The sequence below is a fragment of the Mucilaginibacter sp. P5_A4 genome (assembly GCF_056400605.1).
In genome coordinates, this window is sequence record NZ_JBFUKX010000074.1 from 1 (window position 1) to 19,954 (window position 19,954).

Below are 19,954 nucleotides of genomic sequence, written 5' to 3' on the forward strand. Positions count from 1 at the left end.
GGCCGCTAAAACGGCCGTCATTCATGACCCTGAAATTCGTGCATACGCAGAACGCTTACTCAAAAGAAAAGATTACTCGCTAGTGCTTAACAATGTAAAATTCAAGTTGATCCTTAGAATGTTCTCTTTAGTGAAAAGAGGTGAAACCTATGTGGAGAACTATAAAAGAGTCGCCTAAAAACAACTCTTTTAAATAAAATTTGGATATATCGTAGACCTATAATACGAGTTATAAAATCCTGGGGCCTCTGAAGGACAGTCTGAAGTAAATTTTACGTTAAATACTTTGAAATACAAAGTACTTTTATTTACTTTGTATTGGCAATAAAATTTTAAGTATAAACTCATGAAAGACGAAATACTCACCCACCTAAACGACCCTAAGCAACTCGAAAAGATGTACCGAACTAACAAGGCGTCATTTAAACGATCGTTCAGTGCATTATACCCGGATCTCAAAGGCAATCCAGTCGCTGATTTCTGGAATGAAAGACTGAATTACGAAATTGATGAGATCAACTGGGGCACAGGCAGTGAATTATTATTTGTAATAATTGCTTCACTGGTGGCTGGTGTTATTGCAAAGCTACCGGCATTTTTGTCAATAGATGAAGAGTTTTTCTATCCCAGGAACATCGGTTTTATCGTTTTCCCGCTGTTAACGGTTTACTTTGCCTGGAAGAACAAATTATCAACCATAAAAATTGCTTTTATTGTTGGCGCAACCTTTGCAGGTTTGATCTTTATCAATTTCCTTCCTCAGGTTAAGAAAAGCGATACCCTGATCTTATCGTGCCTTCATTTACTCTTATTCCTATGGTCGATATTAGGCTTTGCTTTTGTTGATGAGAAGAGAAATAACGACGGGAAGCGGCTTAGCTTTTTAAAGTACAACGGCGACCTAATCGTGATGACAACCCTCATCCTGATAGCAGGCGCTATAATGAGTGGTATAACCATCGGGCTTTTCTCGCTGATCGGTTTTCATATTGAAGAGTTTTATTTCAAAAATATTGGAATTTTCGGCCTTGCCGCTGCGCCAATTGTTGGCACCTACCTTACCCAAACCAATCCGCAATTGGTAGGTAAGGTTTCCCCTGTAATCGCTAAACTATTTAGTCCGCTGGTAATAGTAATGCTGGTAGTTTACCTTATCGCGATAGTTTATTCGCGCAAAAACCCTTATAACGACCGGGAGTTCTTGCTGATCTTTAATGTATTACTGGTTGGTGTTATGGCCCTTATCTTTTTTTCTGTTGCTGAAACATCTAAGACCACTAAAAGTTATACCCAGATCTGGGTTCTTTTTTTGCTATCTGTTATAACCATAGTAGTTAATGGCGTTGCGCTTTCTGCCATTTTGTTCCGGATCTCAGAATGGGGCATCACACCAAACAGGACTGCGGTCCTGGGTGGTAATGTCTTAATTTTAGTAAACCTGCTCTTAGTTGCTGTACAACTTTTCAGCGTACTTTCAAAAAAAGCTGATATAACCAGGGTTGGGAAAGTAATTGCATTCTACCTGCCCATTTACATCGCATGGACAATTATTGTGACCTTTATATTTCCTTTGATATTTGGGTTTAAATAAAGACCCAAACCAAATATTGATCAACAAATAAAAAAGCCAAGCCCCCAATTTTACTTAATATATCGAAATTCAGTAAGTTATCCTGTTTTTTGGTGAGTAAATCTTGACCTTTAAGTGCAGGAGGATCCCCTAACTGTGCAAATTTCGAATCAATTTATTGATCAAATGCACCTTTTGAACGAGTTGGGGAAGGTTAAGACCTGACCAAGACTGGATTTAGTAGCATCTCCGTTAGGATAAACTTTTACCTATCTAATGACCACCCTGTCAACAAGACCATTGGTATTCGCGTTTCTCCAAAAACACCCTCCTTTGTCATCAGATGGCATACTTGAAACATCAGCAGGCAACATCGGACTTGTAAGTACATTGGGACTTCTTGGGAAATTCAGCCGGGATGTTCCGCTGCTGTGGCGTTTTCATGACCGCTTTGCTATCATTTTTCAGGTCGGCACGACATCCGATTCCCCATAAATCTTGATCGCGTCACTAAACAATTTTTCTGCCTTGTGGTACTCCGGCGGACAATGCACTTTATCCGTAATGCAAAATTCTCCCAACTCCTCATTCAGTTGCATATGGAACCGTTCTTTCTTTCCATTTACTGAGACATAAACGTAGAACAATTGTACTTTCCGGCGGTTCATCGAAAAAAACTCGAACGTATTTCCCTCTGCTTCTATTGTAAAATTCTTCATGGCACGAAAATAGAAATAAACCTTTTGGTATGATAGCCTTACCAACAGCTTATCCAGCAAAAAAAGTATTTTTGCGGGCCGATGGACAATCCCGCACTGAATCTCGCTCAAGCTTACGTAGATACGACTAATACCATCGTCTTTTTGACGGGAAAGGCAGGCACCGGCAAAACCACCTTTTTGCGGCAGGTACGCCAGACGACTAAAAAAAGACTGGCCATTGTTGCTCCTACAGGCGTGGCGGCGATCAACGCCGGCGGCATGACCATCCATTCCATGTTCCAGTTGCCCTTCGGTCCCCTACCCCCGAATCTGCCGGAACAGCCGGAAGCTAAGTATAATGACGAAAAGCGCGCTTTGCTGCAAAGCCTCGAGCTGCTGGTGATCGATGAGATCAGCATGGTGCGGCCTGATGTGCTAGACCAGATCGATCTGATCCTCCGAAATGTCCGCGGCAGCCGCCAGCCTTTCGGCGGCGTGCAACTTTTACTGATCGGTGATCTTGCCCAGTTGAGCCCTATCATCCGGGACGACGAGTGGTCCGTTCTGCGACCCTATTATAACACGCCATATTTTTTCAGCAGCATTGTCCTGCAAAAATCGGATTACGTCCGCATAGAACTAGATAAGGTCTACCGTCAAAGCGATGAGCGCTTTATCCGCATCCTGAATGAAATGCGGGAACAGCAGCTAAGTACCCAAAGTCTTGAGCAACTTAACGCCCGATATATTGAAGGCTTCCGGCCAGATGCCGGCGACCCTTATATCACGCTGACCACGCATAATAAGGCCGCGCAGCAGATCAACCAGGAATGGCTGGACGCTATTGACGCCCCGGTAACGGAATATAAAGCGACCGTGCGTGGTGATTTCCCTGCAGACGCCTTTCCGACGGACGCGGTGCTCAAACTGAAAGTGGGCGCGCAGGTGATGTTCGTGAAAAATGACAACTCCCCCGAAAAACGTTATTATAACGGCAAGCTCGGAACGGTGGGCAGGTTAACCCCCGACACGGTCCATGTATTGACGCCCGAGGGTAACGAGATAGAAGTACAGGCGCTGGAATGGTCAAACGTGCGCTACCAGGCGGACGGGGAGCAAGTTAACGAAGAAAATGCAGGTACCTTTGCCCAGATCCCGCTGAAAACGGCCTGGGCTATTACTGTCCATAAAAGCCAGGGGCTGACCTTTGACAAAGCCGTTATCGATGTGAGCGCTGCCTTCACACACGGACAGGCATATGTGGCCCTCAGCCGCTGCCGTTCATTGGAAGGTTTGATATTGTTAAAGCCGGTCAGTGCTGCCAACGTCATTGCCGACCCTGCGGTGCGGTATTTCAACCACGAAATGGCCGTTCACCAGCCGAACAGGCAAACGCTACACAAGCACCAGGAGGCCTACCATAACTACCTTTTGAGCGAGCTGTTCAACTTCAGTGGCCTCGAACAGCGCTTAACCAAATTTGAGACATTGCTACCAGAAGCAACAACCGATATATTGACCGTGGCGGTTAAACTCGAAAAGCAATTATCTAAGTATACTGATGACCGGATTAAAAACGCGGCAGGATACTTTCATGAAAAATTAAGTTCGGCGGCTAGTTCCCTGCATTCGGCCATTCCCAATTATATAGGTACGTCCAAAGAAATGGCGGGCAAAGCAGATGAATTAATTAACTGGCTGATGAACCGGTTAAAACTCTTAGATATATTCAAAGCAGTACCGTTCAAAACCGATGTTTATTTGGATCTGCAACGCAGCAAGCCCCAATCCGATAGCGCTTACCTGAAAGCTTTAAATGCCAGGCCAAATGAAAAACTCATAGCACAGTTATTGGATTGGCGGGAACAAACCGCCCGCACCGAAAACATCCTTGCAAGTATGCTTTTCACTGAACAAACACTCGCGGCTATTGCCGCCAAATTACCAGCTACACTCAAAGCGCTCAGCGGCATCAAAGGCGTAGGTCCTGAGAAGACCAGTCGGTACGGTGCAGCTATTCTGACCCGGATCAGAGACTACCAGAACGAAGCCACTGGCGCCAGTGACCAGGCCAGTTTGTTCTGATTTAAAAGATCATTGCTTTGGAAGAATGGTTACAATTACTCTTTTATATCGGGTTAGCCGGGGCGTTCCTTTATCGGTAACCTTCAAGATGAAGTGAGTAGTTTGGCGACTACCTACCTCTGGCGCTTTTAAATCTGGAATGACAGACATGTTTTGTGCCGGAGTGACCGCTATTGTATTATGAAACGTTCCCGCTTCCCTGTATTGAAACCAATGAAAACTCAGGGCATCTCCATCAGGGTCATAGGATGCACTGCCGTCCAGACTAAATGTCTCGCCCGATTTTACCCTGAGCTGTTCAGGCATATTGAGTTTCGCAACCGGTGGGTGATTGGCAGCTTTATAATCCGTATTACACCATGCCATTCTTGCCGCAAAATCATTCTGGATTTCTTCTCTCCATCTCCAAATCGTTACATGGTTGTCTTTGTATGTACCTGTGTCTTTTACAATGGCACTCCCCCATTTGCCCGGCACCCAAGGTGTATATTCGTCTTCGGCATTTGTCCAAAATGGTCTCGTCTCTTCTTCCAGCGGAACAATCCATTTCATCTTGGGGTCATAGGGTGGTTTGTAAAATTCATAACGTCCACCCCAACCTCCCCAGTTTGGATGCTCCGGGTTGTTCAGTCCATTGGGAATCAGCGAGAGCCAGGACGGGGTATCACCCTCCATGCCAAAAGACACATCCGGATAGATTGCCCCGAGCGGCCCATGTCCCTGCTGGACATTTCGCATAAGCCAATCATTGCTGACGACTTCGTTGTTGGCGCCGGGAAATACGCTTAAGATGGCCGACCATGTAGCCGCATAATAATTTCCCGGGCTTGCAATGTAGAACAGGTCGGGGAAATTCTTGCGTATCCATGGCCCCGAATTATCCTGGTCCGAAATCGTGTATACTCTGAGCTTGCTTATCAACCTTTTTGCTTCCCCTTCGCTTTTAGCCTCCCTGATTTTCCAGAGTGCTTGCGCCAGTATATTCGGGCCGCCCCAAACAGTCACCCATAAAGAGCGGCTGTCATTCTTTTCAAGCATCTTGATGACCCAGTCCGAACCTTCCGAATCTTTGCCTTTTCCTACGCCTTCCATCCCATAAACCGGAAGGCCTTTTTTTACCAGGCTTAATAATTTTTGCGCTGTCGGAAATCCGGGTTCATGTTTTAGAAGATTAGGTTCCACCTTCTCATAACTACGAATAACTTTTTCAATGAGTTCTGGGCTAACCTTTTTTGATTGATGAATAGATGTTGAAGCGATGAGCCCTACAATGTCGATTTGATTTGTGTATAGCATTAACCGGACCATCGACATAAAATCATCAGGCTCGTTTCCGATGTCTGTAATGACAATCAGCCGATGTTTGGCATTTGTTTGTCCAGAAGCCGTAATGTGTGTTGCCAGTATACTACTTAATACAACCAGCGCAACTAGCATTAGTCTTGTTTTCATTATTTTACTTTTTTAAGTTGAGAAGTTGCATGTTTTGCTAGTGTCATATCTGTCATGAATTTCCGTGCAGGCGAGAAAATGAAGCCCAGGTATGCTAGCGCAGCCGAGGTCATAAACATCGTCTCATCAAGTATAGTTGGTTTTGACCCGGGACGCCCGGGAATACGAGCTTTATGCAATCGATTGTAAATATAATACCTTTGTCCTGTTTTCCAAATCGCCTGAGGCCCATTAATTAGGCCCCGATAGTAAAATACCTGTCGGTAGTGTCGGAATGGGATGGTCAATGGCTCCGGAATATCCACGTATAAGGCCACTTTCGTTTCATTATTGCCATTCCTGTTATAGCACAAAAAGATTCGATCAATTTTTTCGACGGCTAAGCCTCCAAATCTTAAATCAGTTTTTAGTTGAATTCCCCCCTACCGTTTTGATTCAGACAGGTTGACAAAAGTGCCCTTTTGGTCGGCGATATGATTTCCCCAGGTCAGAATGGCGTCCAAAGCAGGAATCATAGTTTTACCAAAATCAGTTAAACTATAAACAACCTTAACAGGCGGCTTTTTGCCATAAACTTTTCTTACGATCAAACCGTCCTTTTCCAACTGTTTTAACTGCAAACTCAGTGTCATTTCCGTCACGGTTTGCATTTCTTTTAAAAGTTCGCTATATCTTTTCGAATCCGATTTTAAATGATAGAGGATAACGGTTTTCCATTTTCCGCCTATCAGATCCATCGCCAAACTCACCGTACACGGATAAATCTTGCCATTAAATTTGATGTGATCTCCAATGCATTCTGTTTTTACTATCATTTATCGAAGCTATCAAAATAGATAGTTATTGCAAATGTATTTAACTACAAATAGTTTTGCAACTATAATTATTATAGTTAAATTTTTATACTAAAGCAATGACACAAAAAGATAAGCCACTGATTACGATCACCGGGGTATTGGGTAAACAAGGATTTAGTGCGGCCCGTACACTTTTGCAAAGCGGGTGTTACCGTGTACGCGGCATCACCCGCCGCATTGGTTCGCCGGAAGCACGTGAGTTAGCCGAGCAAGGAGCAGAACTCATCAATATTCCTCTTGGTTTGGGGTATCAAAAGGAATTCATTAAGGCCTTCCGCGGCTCGTATGGTGTTTTTATGATGACCCCAGGTATCGCTCCTCCGCAAACTCACGAAACGGAGTTGGGGAAACAGTTGGCAGACGCTGCCGTTGAAGCCGGAGTGCAACACATTATCTTCAGCAGTTTGGAAAACGTGCATCAAATAACCGATGGAAAAAAGTTTGCCCCCCATTTTACAGACAAGGCCAGGATTGAAGCATATATCCGCACACTTCCCGTAACCAGCTCGTTTATCTACATGGCTTTTTTTTATACAAACTTAATGGAGTTTTACACGCCGCATGTAGAAGGAGATACACTGGTATTTCCCATCTATCTACCGAAAGACTTCCGCGCTCCATTTGTTGATCCCCTTAGTGCTACCGGCCCGGCTGTTTTAGAGATTTTTTCGAATCCCGACCAATACGCCGGAAAGTCTTTGCCGGTAATCGGCGACATTATCTCACCCCTGGAAATGGTCGATGCTTTTGTTCGGGTAACAGGCAAAAAAGCCATATACAGTTCGGCATATACACGGGAAGATTTCCTGAATCATTTCCCGGAATTTGGCTTGAACGATACTTTAGTGCGAGAGATTTTAGGGATGGCCGAATACGCGGTTGAATATGGCTATTTTGGAAAAGACCGCGACTGGCAATGGAGCCGCGATACCAACCCAGAAAGCCTCAATTGGGAGCAATTTTTGCGTGCCACAGGCTGGCAAGGACAAAAGGTTTCTTACCAATAGATTCATAGCAACCAGAACTGCAGATTCGCAAGATCGTACTCACTGGATCGAATCGCCTATCAGTCAATATAAAAGCGATCGGGCATTTTGCCTGATTGCTATAATTAAACTAAAATAAATTGAAGACGATTTCACCAAATCACAATGGTATCACTTTTTTGGCTTTTTAACTCACCGAACAGCTCAAAAAACATTTGCCCCGCATCAACAAATTCATGGAAACCCAATCTCCGGGCCTTGGTACCGTCTCCAAAAAAATCGTAGTCCCAGCCAAACTCCTTGCCTATAAGTGCCTCTATCTGTTTGTTATGATCTGCAAACACATTAAGAATCATCTTACGGTTATCAATTCCGGTGAGGAAGTCCTTTATGGCTTGTGATGATATATCCCTGTTCTCTTCGAGTAGCTGCCGTCTTGCCTCCTGCGTTTACATGCCACCTGGAAGGATCCCATACTCTTTTCGTGGATAATTCTTTTGACACACCATCTACCGTAATTCTTAGATAGATATACTTGTCACCTTGTTCATAATTTTTTGAATGTTTCAAAAGAACATCAACCCTAACCTTTTTTCAAACATAATACGCTAAATTTTCGTGAATAAATGTCGAAAAAATGCGTTTTTAAATCAAGATGTCTATATCTTGAACATACTAAATATCAGATAGTTGAATCACTTTTCTGGCGTCTTTTTTGGTTTGTGACCGAACTACACGAATGACGCCAATTAATTTTGTGATTTAATATCATTTTTGGCAATGTTGCGAAAAAGAAAAAGCCTCTAAATCACTGATTTAGAGGCTTTTGTTTGATTTTACTGGTCTTCCTAGCGGTGAGGGAGGGATTCGAACCTACCTCTATATATCATTGATAATGAATATTTTATTAACAGAAAACAATCATACTACACGAATTATACATTCGATTTTTGACTGTTGTAAATCTCTATTACAAATTTAGAGAATATTCAAGTAAATCACAACCGATCAAGAGGTTAATCGTCGAATATTCGCTCAAAGTATTTCAATACCACATGTGAAGAACTATGCCTATTTGTAATTTTTGCGGCCAGTCAGCCAGAAAATCCTTGACCTGGTTATAATAGATCCCGCTGAATACACGCCTATCCTGATACTGCCGTTCTCCAAGCGAGCCATAAGCTTGGTCCGGAAAAATCTCAGTTAATGGCATTGATGTGGATATTCCGTGAGGTTTGAACAAGCTACTCCGTGCGCTTTGGAGCACCGAGTTGTGTAAGCAATTAAGAAAATCGCAATTAATATTCAATAAATTAATATTCTCAAAGTGTTACGGAATTAGCCGTTTGCTAATTCCGTAACGAAGTGGTCAATGGCTCTGGAATGTCCACTTCAACTACCAAATTGAATACAGACTTGAATAACTTAAATCCCTGATCAAAAAGTCATCATCACCATTAACATGAATTTTATTATAAGGTTTGTTGGGGAAAAATATACTGGTCATTACTGTAAGCCCGCCATCAGCAAACAGTTCAACCGACAAAGCATCAACCACCAATTCAAGAGCCAAACCTTTTTTGCCAGATAAGCGGGGGGCAACATCAAGCTTAACAAAACCTTTCTCAAAACTTACATTACCAGATTGAGTCCTGTCGATATAATATTGATTATCGGCTTTGCTTACCATCTTTCTCAAGGACGGAACATTTTAAATGCGCTCAAATTAACCGCCAGCCAAATGTGTAAGGGTTTTATAATTCTACACTTTTACTTACGCGAATATCCCTGGACGAACTGCCCACCAAAATATTGTATTGCCCTGCATCGGCAACCCAGTTATTCTTTTTTTCATCATAATAAGAAAACGCATCCTGATTAAGGATAAAACTAACTTCTCTGCTTTCGCCGGGTTGCAAAAACACCTTTTTGAACGCTTTTAATTCTTTATCGGGACGCTCAACAGACGGTCTCGTTTGTTTTACGTATAACTGAGCTACTTCAGCGCCTGCAAGCTTACCTGTGTTTTTTATCATAAATTTAACTATCGCTTTTTTACCTGTACTTTTTTGTACAGCAAGCTTACTGTAGTCAAATGTGGTATATGATAAACCATGACCAAAAGCAAACTGCGGTTCAACCTTATAAGTATCAAAATAACGGTAGCCTACAAATATACCTTCGTTATAATGTACCGTGCCATTTACACCTGGAAACTCACCTAATTTGTGCGCGGGCGACTCTTCCAGTTTTTTAGGGAATGTCATTGGCAACTTGCCTGAGGGGTTAACTTCGCCAAAAATAATCTTAGCTAAAGCATTGCCACCTTCCATACCGGGGTACCAGCCTTCAATAATGGCTTTACTTTGGCCTACCCACTGGCTAATATCTATTGGGCCGCCGCCCATTAATACCACAACAGTGTTAGGATTGGCTTTCAGTACGGCCTTAATCAGTTCATCCTGGCCAAAAGGCATATTCATGTTGGGTTTGTCAACACCCTCTGCATCAAAAGCATTATCGCCCCATGCATTGTAATCGTATCCGTGCGTCCATCCGCAAAATATGATGGCTGCATCGGATTTGGTGGCCGCGTCAACAGCTTGTTGAATTAACTGCGGATCGGCAACGGCGTCTTTTGCTATTTTATAGCCCTGGGCATATTGTATGTTTACCGAATTTCCCAACAGATTTTTCAACCCATGTAGCGGAGTAATTTCATATTTAGCCTTGACCTGTGAACTGCCTCCGCCGAGCGCATTTTCCCGGTCAGCATTATTACCTATAACGGCTATACTTTTTACCGCCGCCTTTTTTAGCGGCAGTACCTGGCCTTCATTTTTCAATAATACAATACCCTCTTCGGCTATTTTCAATGCCGTTTGCTGGTGCTCAGCGGTATTATAAGCTCCGGGTGTGCGGGTTGTGCCACCAAGCATGTGGGTTTTGTACATTATCCGCAGTACGCGTCTCACTTTATCGTCAATAAGGGCGATTGATATTTTACCACTTTTAACAAGGCTGACCACAGTATCGCCCATAAAAAACTTATGATAATTGGGATTGGGCAACATATTCAGATCCGTGCCCATTTCCAGGTCGGTACCATTTTGCAGCGCTTCCATCGTATTGTGCACGGCACCCCAATCGCTCATCAAAACGCCTTTAAATCCCCATTCTCCTTTCAGTATCTTGTTTATCAGATACGCATTCTCCGTAGCATACTGTCCCCTGAATTTATTATAAGAACCCATGGCGGTATTTACACCTCCAATTGTGATGGCTGCTTTAAAACCCGGCAGGTAAATTTCGCGCAAGGCTCGTTCACTCATCTGAACGTCAACGGTTCCCCGGTCAACCTCTTCGTTATTAGCGGCGAAGTGTTTTATACAGGCCGATATACCCTGATCCTGTACGCCTTTAATATAACCAACAGCCATCTGCGACACCAGGTATGGGTCTTCGCTCAGGTACTCAAAATTACGCCCGTTTAGCGGTGATCGTATAATGTTGATACCAGGGCCCAGTATTACATCCTTACCCCTGTACTTGGCTTCGCTACCCAATACCGATCCAAACGCGTAACCTAATGCGGGATTCCAGGTAGCGGCCAACGTATTGCCTGTGGGCAAATAGGTGCCTGCATCGTTAACATTGGCAATTGCATCGTAGCCCCGGCCATGCTCTGACCGCACACCATGCGGCCCGTCAGACATGACGAGTTCAGGGATTCCTAAGCGTTTAACACCGCCAGATGTAAATGATGAACTGGCATGTATCATGTTCACTTTTTCTTCTAAGGTCATTTTTTTGATCAGCTGGGTGATCTTGACTTCTGTTGCAGTATTTACCAGGCTTTGCGCTTTGGCTGAGCCTACTGTTAGCAGTGCTAATGCACAGCCTAAAAGACAACTTTTCTGGGTGTTGGCCATTCGTTATTAAGTATATGTTTATAATTTGTGAGTTACACTGATTTATTTATTCCATCGCGCTTCAAAGCAGAATTGTAGCATGATTGGGTTGATATGGTTACAGTTTGTTTATATTAACAAACTGTGCTAATCGTAAAAAAATGCCAGGGCCCTCTCAAAGGCCCATGGCATCATATAACCAACTAAAACAAGCTTTTATTTAATTTTTACGATTCGGATATTATCAATTGCGGCTTCAAACGAGGCTACGGTTGTTGTACCATTGTTTACAAAGAAAAAGTTTAGGCCACCTGCTCCGCCTGAGCCAAGTAAATCAGTCAGGCTTGCGGCGGGCAAGCCCTTACTGTCTACAAAGCTTGATAATGGCATGGTTACTGTTTGCCAGCCTTTAGTTGTAAAAGCGGTTGTTGAGCCATTGCCTTTTTTCCACGGATTGTAGTTGACGGCATAATTCCAGGAATAATCCTTTAAAATCCCGATTGTACCGCCTGTCCAGGGCGTAGTGACCGATATTTCAAACTTTAAAGCATAATTACTCACTGCATCCTGCAGGTTAGCGACAGGCACCCACTGAACCGGGTTAAGATTGATTGACCGCGCCAAATTCCACCAGGAACCATCTCCGCCACCAACGTTCGATGCGTTCATTATACCATAATTGCCGTTGTTGCCGGGATAAGTTGCCGAATTGTTTGAACTTCCGGATCCCCAACTGAAATTATTGACGTTATCGTAATTATTCAGCACACCGTCAACAAAATCATGCACCTTATAAACGGTAGCAGCCGAGCCGGTTTTTGTGGTAACCGAAACCGTTCCGCCGGTTTGCGTAACCGCGGCAGGCACAACTAATTTAATGGCTGTACCATCATTTGATGAGATATAACCGGTTACGGGCAGGCCCGCGTAGGTTAAACTTTGAACATAGAAAAAGTTCAACCCATTTATAGTAACCGAATCTCCGGGATTAGCGTCCTCGTTGGAAATGCTGGAAATTGTAGGTGCGGGGGCCACAATAGGGAAGGAAAAGGTGGTTTCGCCATGTGTAGTAACATAACGTATGGTATTTAGCTGCTTTGCAGCCACTGTTGGGAAAGCGATAACAGCAGGGATCAATGCGATAGCGCTGGTATCAGAGAACCAGGCGTCATTAAAAGAAGCCGCAACGCCATCAAAATAAATATTCAAGGCGCCTTTTAAGTTGTGACCGGAAATAACAACCCACTGACCGGTGCCAACTTTGCTTAAAAGGGAATCGCCGGGATGTGCAACATAATTACGTATGGATGTAATGGCAGGCATCCCGGTAGATGACGATGCTTCTTTTTTGCAGCCTGACTGAGCAAAAAGCATCACCGCCGCGGATAAAACAAGCAATAAATGATAGTGGCTTATTTGAAGTAGCTTTTTCATGATTTTTTATTTGGTAAAAAATGATTTGATTTTATTTATAATAGGCCACCGGCGCCTGCAATAATAAGGGGTCGGCAGTTTGGTCATTTGCCGGTATTGGCAGGGTGAAATTTGCAACGGTTGCAGGCGTAATCACCATACCATTTGGTACAGGTGTTTTTATTCCTGTACCGGGATCATATGAAAACTGCTGCCTGATTTGCTTGTTAAGCGACTTAACCGCTTCCTGCGGATTGTAGTAGGAAAGACGGACCAGGTCAAACCAGTACTGGCCTTCAAATGCCAGTTCTACCCTTCTTTCATTCATCAAAGATGTACTGGTAATGCTGGTTACCGCAGGTACACCCGCCCGTGTCCTTACCGCGTTAAAATATTGCAATGCCTGCCCATTGCTGGTCGAGCTATTGTTACCCATCAACGCTTCCGCATAAATTAAATATACATCAGCCAGGCGCAGTACTGTATTGTGTTCAATGGATGACCATAAGTCCATTGTTGGCGAGTTGTTATCGGCAGCGGTGCCTACAACATGTTTTTTAACATTGCAGCCGCCGGACGTATACCCCCCGCCTGCGGCATTTAATTCGGGATAATAATCGCCGGTCAGCATAAAGGTAGCTTTACGACGGATGGAATCCTGCGGGGTATATAAATTGGCTAAATCGATGGTGGGGCCATAAGCTCCGCCCCAGCCTCCGTTACCGGTTACAAGCAAGGAACTCGGCGCAAAAAAGGTTTGAATACTATTGCCGTTACCATAACCAACGCCGGGGGCCCACTGAAAGGCGAACAAGGATTCGGAATTGTCATTATACTGTGTACGGAAAAGGTTGTAATAACTTGGCAAAAGGCTTAAACCACTTGTTTTGCATACATTACCTGCAAAATATGCCGCGCTGTCCAGGTCAGTTTGGTTCCTGGTACCGTTTTGACCTAAGCCTGCCCGCGTTAAATATATCTTTGCCAGCATTCCCTGTGCCGACCAGGTGGTTACACGTCCGGGCTGATCAGAAGTAGGCAGGTTGGTTACAGCAAACCTTAAATCGTTTATGATGAACTTATAAACATCGGCAAGCTTATGGCGTGGCACCAGAGGGTTCGCAATTAATTTGTCATTATCTTCAATAATAGGTACTGCGCCCCATAACTGGGCGATTTGAAAATAAGCGGTACCCCTTATAAACCTTAACTCGCCAAGCGCCCCGTTTTTACCTTTTACCGATACGCTATCGGGTAATTTTGTATTGATGGCTTTTATGTTGATGTTGCAGTGAGCAACAACATTAAAAAAGCCCTGCCATGCGTTTGCGAGGTCACTATTGTCGCTGGTTAGTGAAAATGTGGTATACTGTACCAGTTGCGGATTATAGGGAGTGAGCATGTTACCGCTCATTACATCGCCAATACCAAGATAACCGAAATTATTCCAGTTAAACCATGGCTGCGCGTAAATAGCGGCTGTAGCCAGTCTTAAGTCGGCCGTGCTTTTATAAAAGTTATCGGTTGTGATGCCGGTTAAAGGTGGCCTGTTGAGGAATTCCTTTTTGCAACCGTTTGCCACCACAATCACAGTTAATAAAGAAATAAATATTTTTAGCTGCTTCATAATAGTAATTTTTAATTATTTAGGGATATGTTGGCTCCAATGGTCAAAACGCGGGGCTGCGCATAATAGCCGTTGTCGATACCTGCATTTAAAGGGTTCCATGAACCAATTTCAGGATCGTACCCCGTGTACTTTGTGATAGTAAATACGTTCGTTAAATTGCAGTATATGCGCAATGACTTCAGGTGAATCTTCGACAAAAGAGCTGGAGAGAATTTATAACCAAGCGCTATGCTTTTGCACTTCAGGAAAGACCCGTCTTCGACATACCTGTCCGAAAAGATGGTATTTTGATTGCCGCTGCTTTGGCTGATCCTTGTGATGTTGGTGCCCGGATTAGTAATATAAACGTTGTTAATATCCGATGCGGAACCGGTTTGGCTAATCAGGCCAATCCTGGAATAATTAAGTACCGATGCAAAATAACCAAAATTCTGATTTGGGTCGTTACCTGCTACTTTTACCCCGTTGTAAACTTTATTACCGTATTCGCCGGTCATAAAAACAGTTAAATCAAAGTTTTTATAAGTAAGGGTATTGGTTATGCCATACTGAAATTTGGGCAGCGGCGAACCTAAGCTGGTTTGATCGGAGGCGTCTATTTTACCATCGTTGTTGTTATCTTTAAAAATAACATCGCCTACCCAAACCCCGCCTGAGCCCGGCGTAATAGGAATAGGGCCGCTTCCATTTTGCCACACTGCTGGATATTTAGTAAAATCAGCAGCATTTTTGTATATCCCCAATGTTTGATATCCATAAAACTCGCCGATGGAACCTCCTACAACTGTTTTGGAATTGGTACCATAAATGGCCGGTGTTCCGGGTGCCAGCGCCAAAACGGTATTTTTGTTTTGCGAATAAACCAGGCTGGTCCTCCAGCTCAGGCTCTTTGACTTAATGTTGGTGGTTGTCAGCGTAAACTCAAAGCCTTTGTTGCTGACAGATCCGATATTAACGTAAGGGGCCAGCACTGCACCTGGCGAATACCCGCCCGCGGCATACGTGCCCGAATAGTAAGGCTCGGTAAGGCTTAATAATAAATTGTTTGTTTTGCGGTAGTAAACATCGCCGGAAAACTCAATCCTGTTGTTAAAAAAGCTGGCATCCAAGCCAAGGTTGTAGGACTTTGTAGTTTCCCATTTTATATTGGGGTTCCCTAACGTGGCTGTTAGCTGTGAATTGCCTGAAAGCCCTGTAGCCACGGTGGTTAACGTTGAGCCATAAGCGTATTCGGCAATGTTCTGGTTATTTACCAAACCGTAACTTAACCTGAGTTTCAAATCGTTTATTGATCTTACACTTTTCAAAAACGTTTCGTGGTTAACTCTCCAGGCAATAGCGCCCGAGTACGAGGTATTCCACCTGTTTGCAGAATCGATCTTTGATGTACCATCCCTGCGGACGGTTGCAGTTAACAAATACTTATCATCATAAGTAAAGTTTGCACGGCCAAAATAAGCTTCCAGTGCTCCGGCCCCTTTAACGCCGGTGTTAGTTGCGGTGGTTGGGTCGCCGCTGCTTATGGTTGTAACGCTGTTGCTCACAAAATTTGTCCTGCTCGCCGAAACTGAACTGGTGTTAACCTTCTGGGCCTCGTGCCCTGCGGTCGCACTCACGTAGTATTTCTTATTGAACGTATGCTGGTAGGTGAGGTAATTGGTAATGGACTTATAAAAGTTTTGCCCACTGGTGGTTGTACCCGAATTGGATGTTCTGGAGTATGCCCCCATGGTATAAGTAGGGTTAAAGTAATCCTCGTTGGCAAAATCAAAATTCCCGGATACTTCATTGCGCAGGACAAGGTCGTTTGTAAACTGAATTTCAGCGTAGGCGTTCCCGATCAACTGGTACCTGCTTTTTAGATCAGTTAATATGGTTGCTATGGCAAACGGGTTAACGCCATATGCGCCATATATGTTGGGGTCGTTGCCGCCCCAGGTACCATCGGGGTTTTTTACTTCAACATCGGGAGTTTGCCGCAATGCCTGCAAAATCACGCCGGTATTACTTGTGGCTACGTTTTCGGATACGTTGGCAAAAGCCAGGCTTGTGCCTATTTTTAACCAGTTGGTTGTCTTATTATCTAAATTTAATTTAAGTGTCCCTCTCTTAAAATCTGACCCCAACGCGATCCCCTGTTGGGAAAAGTAAGTGCCCGATAAAAAATATTTAGTTTTGTCGTTGCCGCCGCTTATCGACACATTATGGTTTTGCTCCGGAGCGGTACGGAACAATGCCTTCTGCCAGTTGGTCCCGGTACCCATATACTGCGGGTTGGCAAATTGCGGGCGAAGGTCATAACCGATGATGGCCGCTTTTTCATTCATGAATGTAGCGTATTGCCGCAAGTCCATCGTGTTATAATATTTTGGCAGCTTTTGCCAGCCAAAGTAGCCGTCATAGCTTATTGACGCTGCGCCGGAAGTCCCTCTTTTGGTGGTGATTATCACCACACCATTTGAGGCCTGGGAGCCATAGATAGCAGTAGCCGAGGCATCCTTTAAGATATCGATCGATGCTATCTGAGAGGGATCGAGCGAAGACAACGGATTAGAGCCATTACCTGAAATTGGCGATTGTGTATTAGGCGGGATCTGTACGCCGTCAATAACATACAACGGCGGAGAACTTGTGAAGCCGCCTACGCCGCGTATTTGTATGTTAACATCCCCACCCGGCTGGCCGGATACCTGTTGTACTATAACGCCGGCTGCTTTGCCCTGCAATGCCTGATCAATTGTTGTAGGCTGCGTTTGTACAATATCAGAAGATTTAACAGATGATATGGAACCTGTAAGGTCTTTTCTTATCGCTCTTCCATATCCAATTACAACTACCTCATCCAGGCCGTTAACGGATGGCGCAAGCGCTACGTTAACTGTCCCCCGCGACCCTACATTTATTTGCTGGGTAGCATAACTGATAAAACTGAATACCAGCACATCGCCCGGTTTTGCGTCGATGGCATAAGTACCGTCGGCACCCGATATCGCCCCGGTGTTTCCGTCTTTAATTTTGATGCTGACGCCGGGAAGCGGCTCTGAATTGTCGGCGCTTGTTACCTTTCCGGTAATCTTTTTGGTTTGCGCATTAGCCGAAAAGCCCAGAAAAACAGCTGCTATAAATAGCAAAATACTGTATCTTAATTTTTTTTGTAAACTTTTTTCCATTTATAAAGGAATTTTAATAGGAATCAAATAATTGGTTTATTGTACTTGGTTTGGTTGTTAAGTCTTCAGTGTCGCTTTTTCTTCATAATTTATAGGGTGATCTTTATTGGGTTTGAGATTATTGTTCAGTATTATTTAATGTACCGGTCAGGTACCGCGCCAAAAAGTTAGGCGGTACAGGTATCGGCTTATATAAAAAGGCTTTAAACTGGGGGCTACCCTACGAGCAGCGAAGTCTTAAATAGAAAGATTTCCCGCAGGACGAAAAGGTTCAAAAAACGCTAAACGTTTAAATAGTAACTTTTTAAGCATAATCTAAGTTGTTGGTTTATAAATCAGGACTTTACATATAATAAATTGGCCGTATTATATGAGGGTAAAGTTACCGGCAGGCTTAGATCGCGAAGGGCTATAATTCGGATGATTGGTATGAAAAATATGCACCTGCTTAAAAAATAAACTATTGATAGTCAATAATTTAATATAAAACATGAGTAAAAAATCATTGTATTACCTTCTTTGGAAAAGGCCTTTTTTTCATAACTGCCAACTATTGGTATCGCTGGCGTGAGGGGCAAGAAAAAATCAATCGATACTGTCCAGGTACTGGGAAGGTGTCACCAAAAATTCTGCTTTAAATACTTTAGAAAAATATTTCGCATCATTATAGCCTACCTGATAGGCGATCTCGGTTATGGTAAATTGTTTTGTCAGCAGGAGTTGTACTGCTCTTTTTAACCTTACCGTTTTAATAAACTCCACCGGAGTTTTGCCGGAAAGCTTAAATACCTTATTATATAATGCCCCGTGGCTCATATTCATCTGGCTACTTAGCAATTCAACTGAAAAGCCGGCATTGGGAATATTCTCCTCAATGACCGTCAATAACTTTTTCATGAATATTGTATCGGGAGTTTCGATCTCCAAATTGCCGGGTTTGGCGTCAATTTGCCTTTGATAGGTTTCTTTTACTACCTGTTGGTTTTTAATTAGATTATGTACCTTAAAACGTAAAATTTCAAAATTAAAAGGCTTGGACAAGTAATCGTTCGCCCCGGTCTCCAAACCGGTTAGTTGCTTTTCATCTCCGGTAAAAGCGGTAATTAATATAAATGGTATATGTTCGGTGCGTTTATCACTCCGTATTTTTTTGCAAAAATCGATGCCGTCAATTTCGGCCATGTTAATATCACTGATGATCAGATCGGGGTGTAAAGCCAGTGCCTTTTGCCAGCCTTCTTTGCCATTTGCAGCTTCGGCAACGGTATATAAATGCCTGAGATCGTCTTTGAGATATGCCCTGAAATCGGGGTTATCCTCTACAATCAAAATGGTTATATTTTTATTGCGTTTCTCCTGGCGCGGCATATCAGGCTTAGGCACTTCAACTTCCTGAGGAACATTTTCAACTCCTGTTAAGCTATTCTTTGCCGATTTTTTTAGTGGCAGCCTAACTATAAAACAACTTCCCTTTCCAGGTTCACTTTCAACAGAAACAATACCGCCCATCAAATCAACAAATTCTTTTGTAATTGATAAGCCAATCCCGCTTCCCTGGTTAATTAACGAAGCGGGCATGTCATTCTGAAAAAATCGCTCGAATATTTTATTATGCTTTTCAACCGGGATACCAATACCTGAATCTTTCACCCTGATTTCGAGCAAAGTCATTTCTTTGCTGTCGGTTTCCAGCAGCTTTGCTTCAACCCCAACAATACCATAGTCGGTTGTAAATTTAACGGCGTTTGAGAGCAGGTTAAAAAGCACTTTTTCAATTTTATCCTGATCAAAAAACACAAATTCCGAATCTATATCGCACTTAAATGAAAACCTGATATGTTTTTTATCTGCCACATCGATAAACAAATCGCAAGCTTCTTTAATGCTTTTAATAATATCAGCTTCATGCAGGTCAAGCTGAAGTTTTTTCACTGCTATTTTACTAAAATCCAATAGCTGATTGATCATATTAAGCAGCCTCTTAGAGTTTTCGTGGATCAACTGAAGCTTTCGCCGGCTATAATTATCGTCAGCCTGCTTTAGCAATTTTTCAACCGGCGCCATAATCAGGGAAATAGGTGTCCTGAATTCGTGACTAACGTTGGTGAAAAAATCTATTTTCATTAAATCCAGCTCGTGCTTGTCCTTTGCTTCCTTTCGCTCACGCTCAATCTCAAAG

13 protein-coding genes are annotated in these 19,954 nt (G+C 43.4%); 3 read left to right on the forward strand and 10 right to left on the reverse strand.

Features of this window, described 5'->3' with window-relative positions; all coding sequences use genetic code 11:
• Positions 1 to 346: 346 nt before the first annotated feature.
• The gene (locus AC1DQW_RS25980) at positions 347 to 1,591 is read left to right on the forward strand and encodes a hypothetical protein (RefSeq protein WP_477456714.1); all 1,245 of its coding nucleotides are present in this window, start codon (positions 347 to 349) and stop codon (positions 1,589 to 1,591) included.
• A 443-nt stretch (positions 1,592 to 2,034) separates the two neighbouring features.
• Here AC1DQW_RS25980 and AC1DQW_RS25985 read toward each other — a convergent pair whose 3' ends face one another.
• Positions 2,035 to 2,289: a hypothetical protein gene (locus AC1DQW_RS25985; RefSeq protein ID WP_477456715.1), complete on the reverse strand. Its 255-nt coding sequence runs from the start codon at positions 2,287 to 2,289 to the stop codon at positions 2,035 to 2,037.
• Positions 2,290 to 2,370: 81 nt separating this feature from the next.
• Between AC1DQW_RS25985 and AC1DQW_RS25990 the strand changes: the two genes are divergently transcribed.
• Positions 2,371 to 4,356, forward strand: coding sequence for an HRDC domain-containing protein (locus AC1DQW_RS25990; RefSeq protein WP_477456716.1), 1,986 nt, complete (start codon positions 2,371 to 2,373; stop codon positions 4,354 to 4,356).
• Positions 4,357 to 4,365: 9 nt separating this feature from the next.
• Here the strand turns inward: AC1DQW_RS25990 and AC1DQW_RS25995 are convergent, their stop codons facing one another.
• Together AC1DQW_RS25995 and AC1DQW_RS26000 are read right to left on the reverse strand one after the other, a co-directional pair.
• Complete coding sequence (locus AC1DQW_RS25995) at positions 4,366 to 5,808, reverse strand: DUF1593 domain-containing protein (protein WP_477456717.1); 1,443 nt, start codon at positions 5,806 to 5,808, stop codon at positions 4,366 to 4,368.
• Positions 5,809 to 6,230: 422 nt separating this feature from the next.
• A complete protein-coding gene (locus tag AC1DQW_RS26000; RefSeq protein ID WP_477456718.1) occupies positions 6,231 to 6,623 on the reverse strand; it encodes a winged helix-turn-helix transcriptional regulator in 393 nt (130 codons plus the stop codon).
• A 98-nt stretch (positions 6,624 to 6,721) separates the two neighbouring features.
• Between AC1DQW_RS26000 and AC1DQW_RS26005 the strand changes: the two genes are divergently transcribed.
• On the forward strand, positions 6,722 to 7,672 hold the full coding sequence (locus AC1DQW_RS26005; protein ID WP_477456719.1) for an NmrA/HSCARG family protein: 951 nt from the start codon (positions 6,722 to 6,724) through the stop codon (positions 7,670 to 7,672).
• Between the two features lie 131 nt (positions 7,673 to 7,803).
• Here the strand turns inward: AC1DQW_RS26005 and AC1DQW_RS26010 are convergent, their stop codons facing one another.
• The 7 genes from AC1DQW_RS26010 to AC1DQW_RS26040 form a co-directional block, all read right to left on the reverse strand.
• Positions 7,804 to 8,007, reverse strand: a complete 204-nt coding sequence (locus tag AC1DQW_RS26010; RefSeq protein ID WP_477456720.1) for a hypothetical protein — start codon at positions 8,005 to 8,007, stop codon at positions 7,804 to 7,806.
• Between the two features lie 1,040 nt (positions 8,008 to 9,047).
• On the reverse strand, positions 9,048 to 9,341 hold the full coding sequence (locus AC1DQW_RS26015) for a GH32 C-terminal domain-containing protein (protein WP_477456726.1): 294 nt from the start codon (positions 9,339 to 9,341) through the stop codon (positions 9,048 to 9,050).
• A gap of 64 nt (positions 9,342 to 9,405) precedes the next feature.
• Positions 9,406 to 11,583 carry a glycoside hydrolase family 3 C-terminal domain-containing protein gene (locus tag AC1DQW_RS26020; protein ID WP_477456721.1) on the reverse strand — a complete coding sequence of 726 codons (2,178 nt, stop codon included), beginning with the start codon at positions 11,581 to 11,583 and terminating at the stop codon, positions 9,406 to 9,408.
• A gap of 195 nt (positions 11,584 to 11,778) precedes the next feature.
• Complete coding sequence (locus tag AC1DQW_RS26025) at positions 11,779 to 12,996, reverse strand: glycan-binding surface protein (RefSeq protein ID WP_477456722.1); 1,218 nt, start codon at positions 12,994 to 12,996, stop codon at positions 11,779 to 11,781.
• 31 nt (positions 12,997 to 13,027) lie between these two features.
• The gene (locus AC1DQW_RS26030) at positions 13,028 to 14,602 is read right to left on the reverse strand and encodes a RagB/SusD family nutrient uptake outer membrane protein (RefSeq protein WP_477456723.1); all 1,575 of its coding nucleotides are present in this window, start codon (positions 14,600 to 14,602) and stop codon (positions 13,028 to 13,030) included.
• A gap of 11 nt (positions 14,603 to 14,613) precedes the next feature.
• Positions 14,614 to 17,775: a SusC/RagA family TonB-linked outer membrane protein gene (locus AC1DQW_RS26035; protein WP_477456724.1), complete on the reverse strand. Its 3,162-nt coding sequence runs from the start codon at positions 17,773 to 17,775 to the stop codon at positions 14,614 to 14,616.
• A gap of 585 nt (positions 17,776 to 18,360) precedes the next feature.
• The coding region (locus AC1DQW_RS26040; protein ID WP_477456725.1) for a hybrid sensor histidine kinase/response regulator transcription factor at positions 18,361 to 19,954 on the reverse strand (1,594 nt) is incomplete at its 5' end.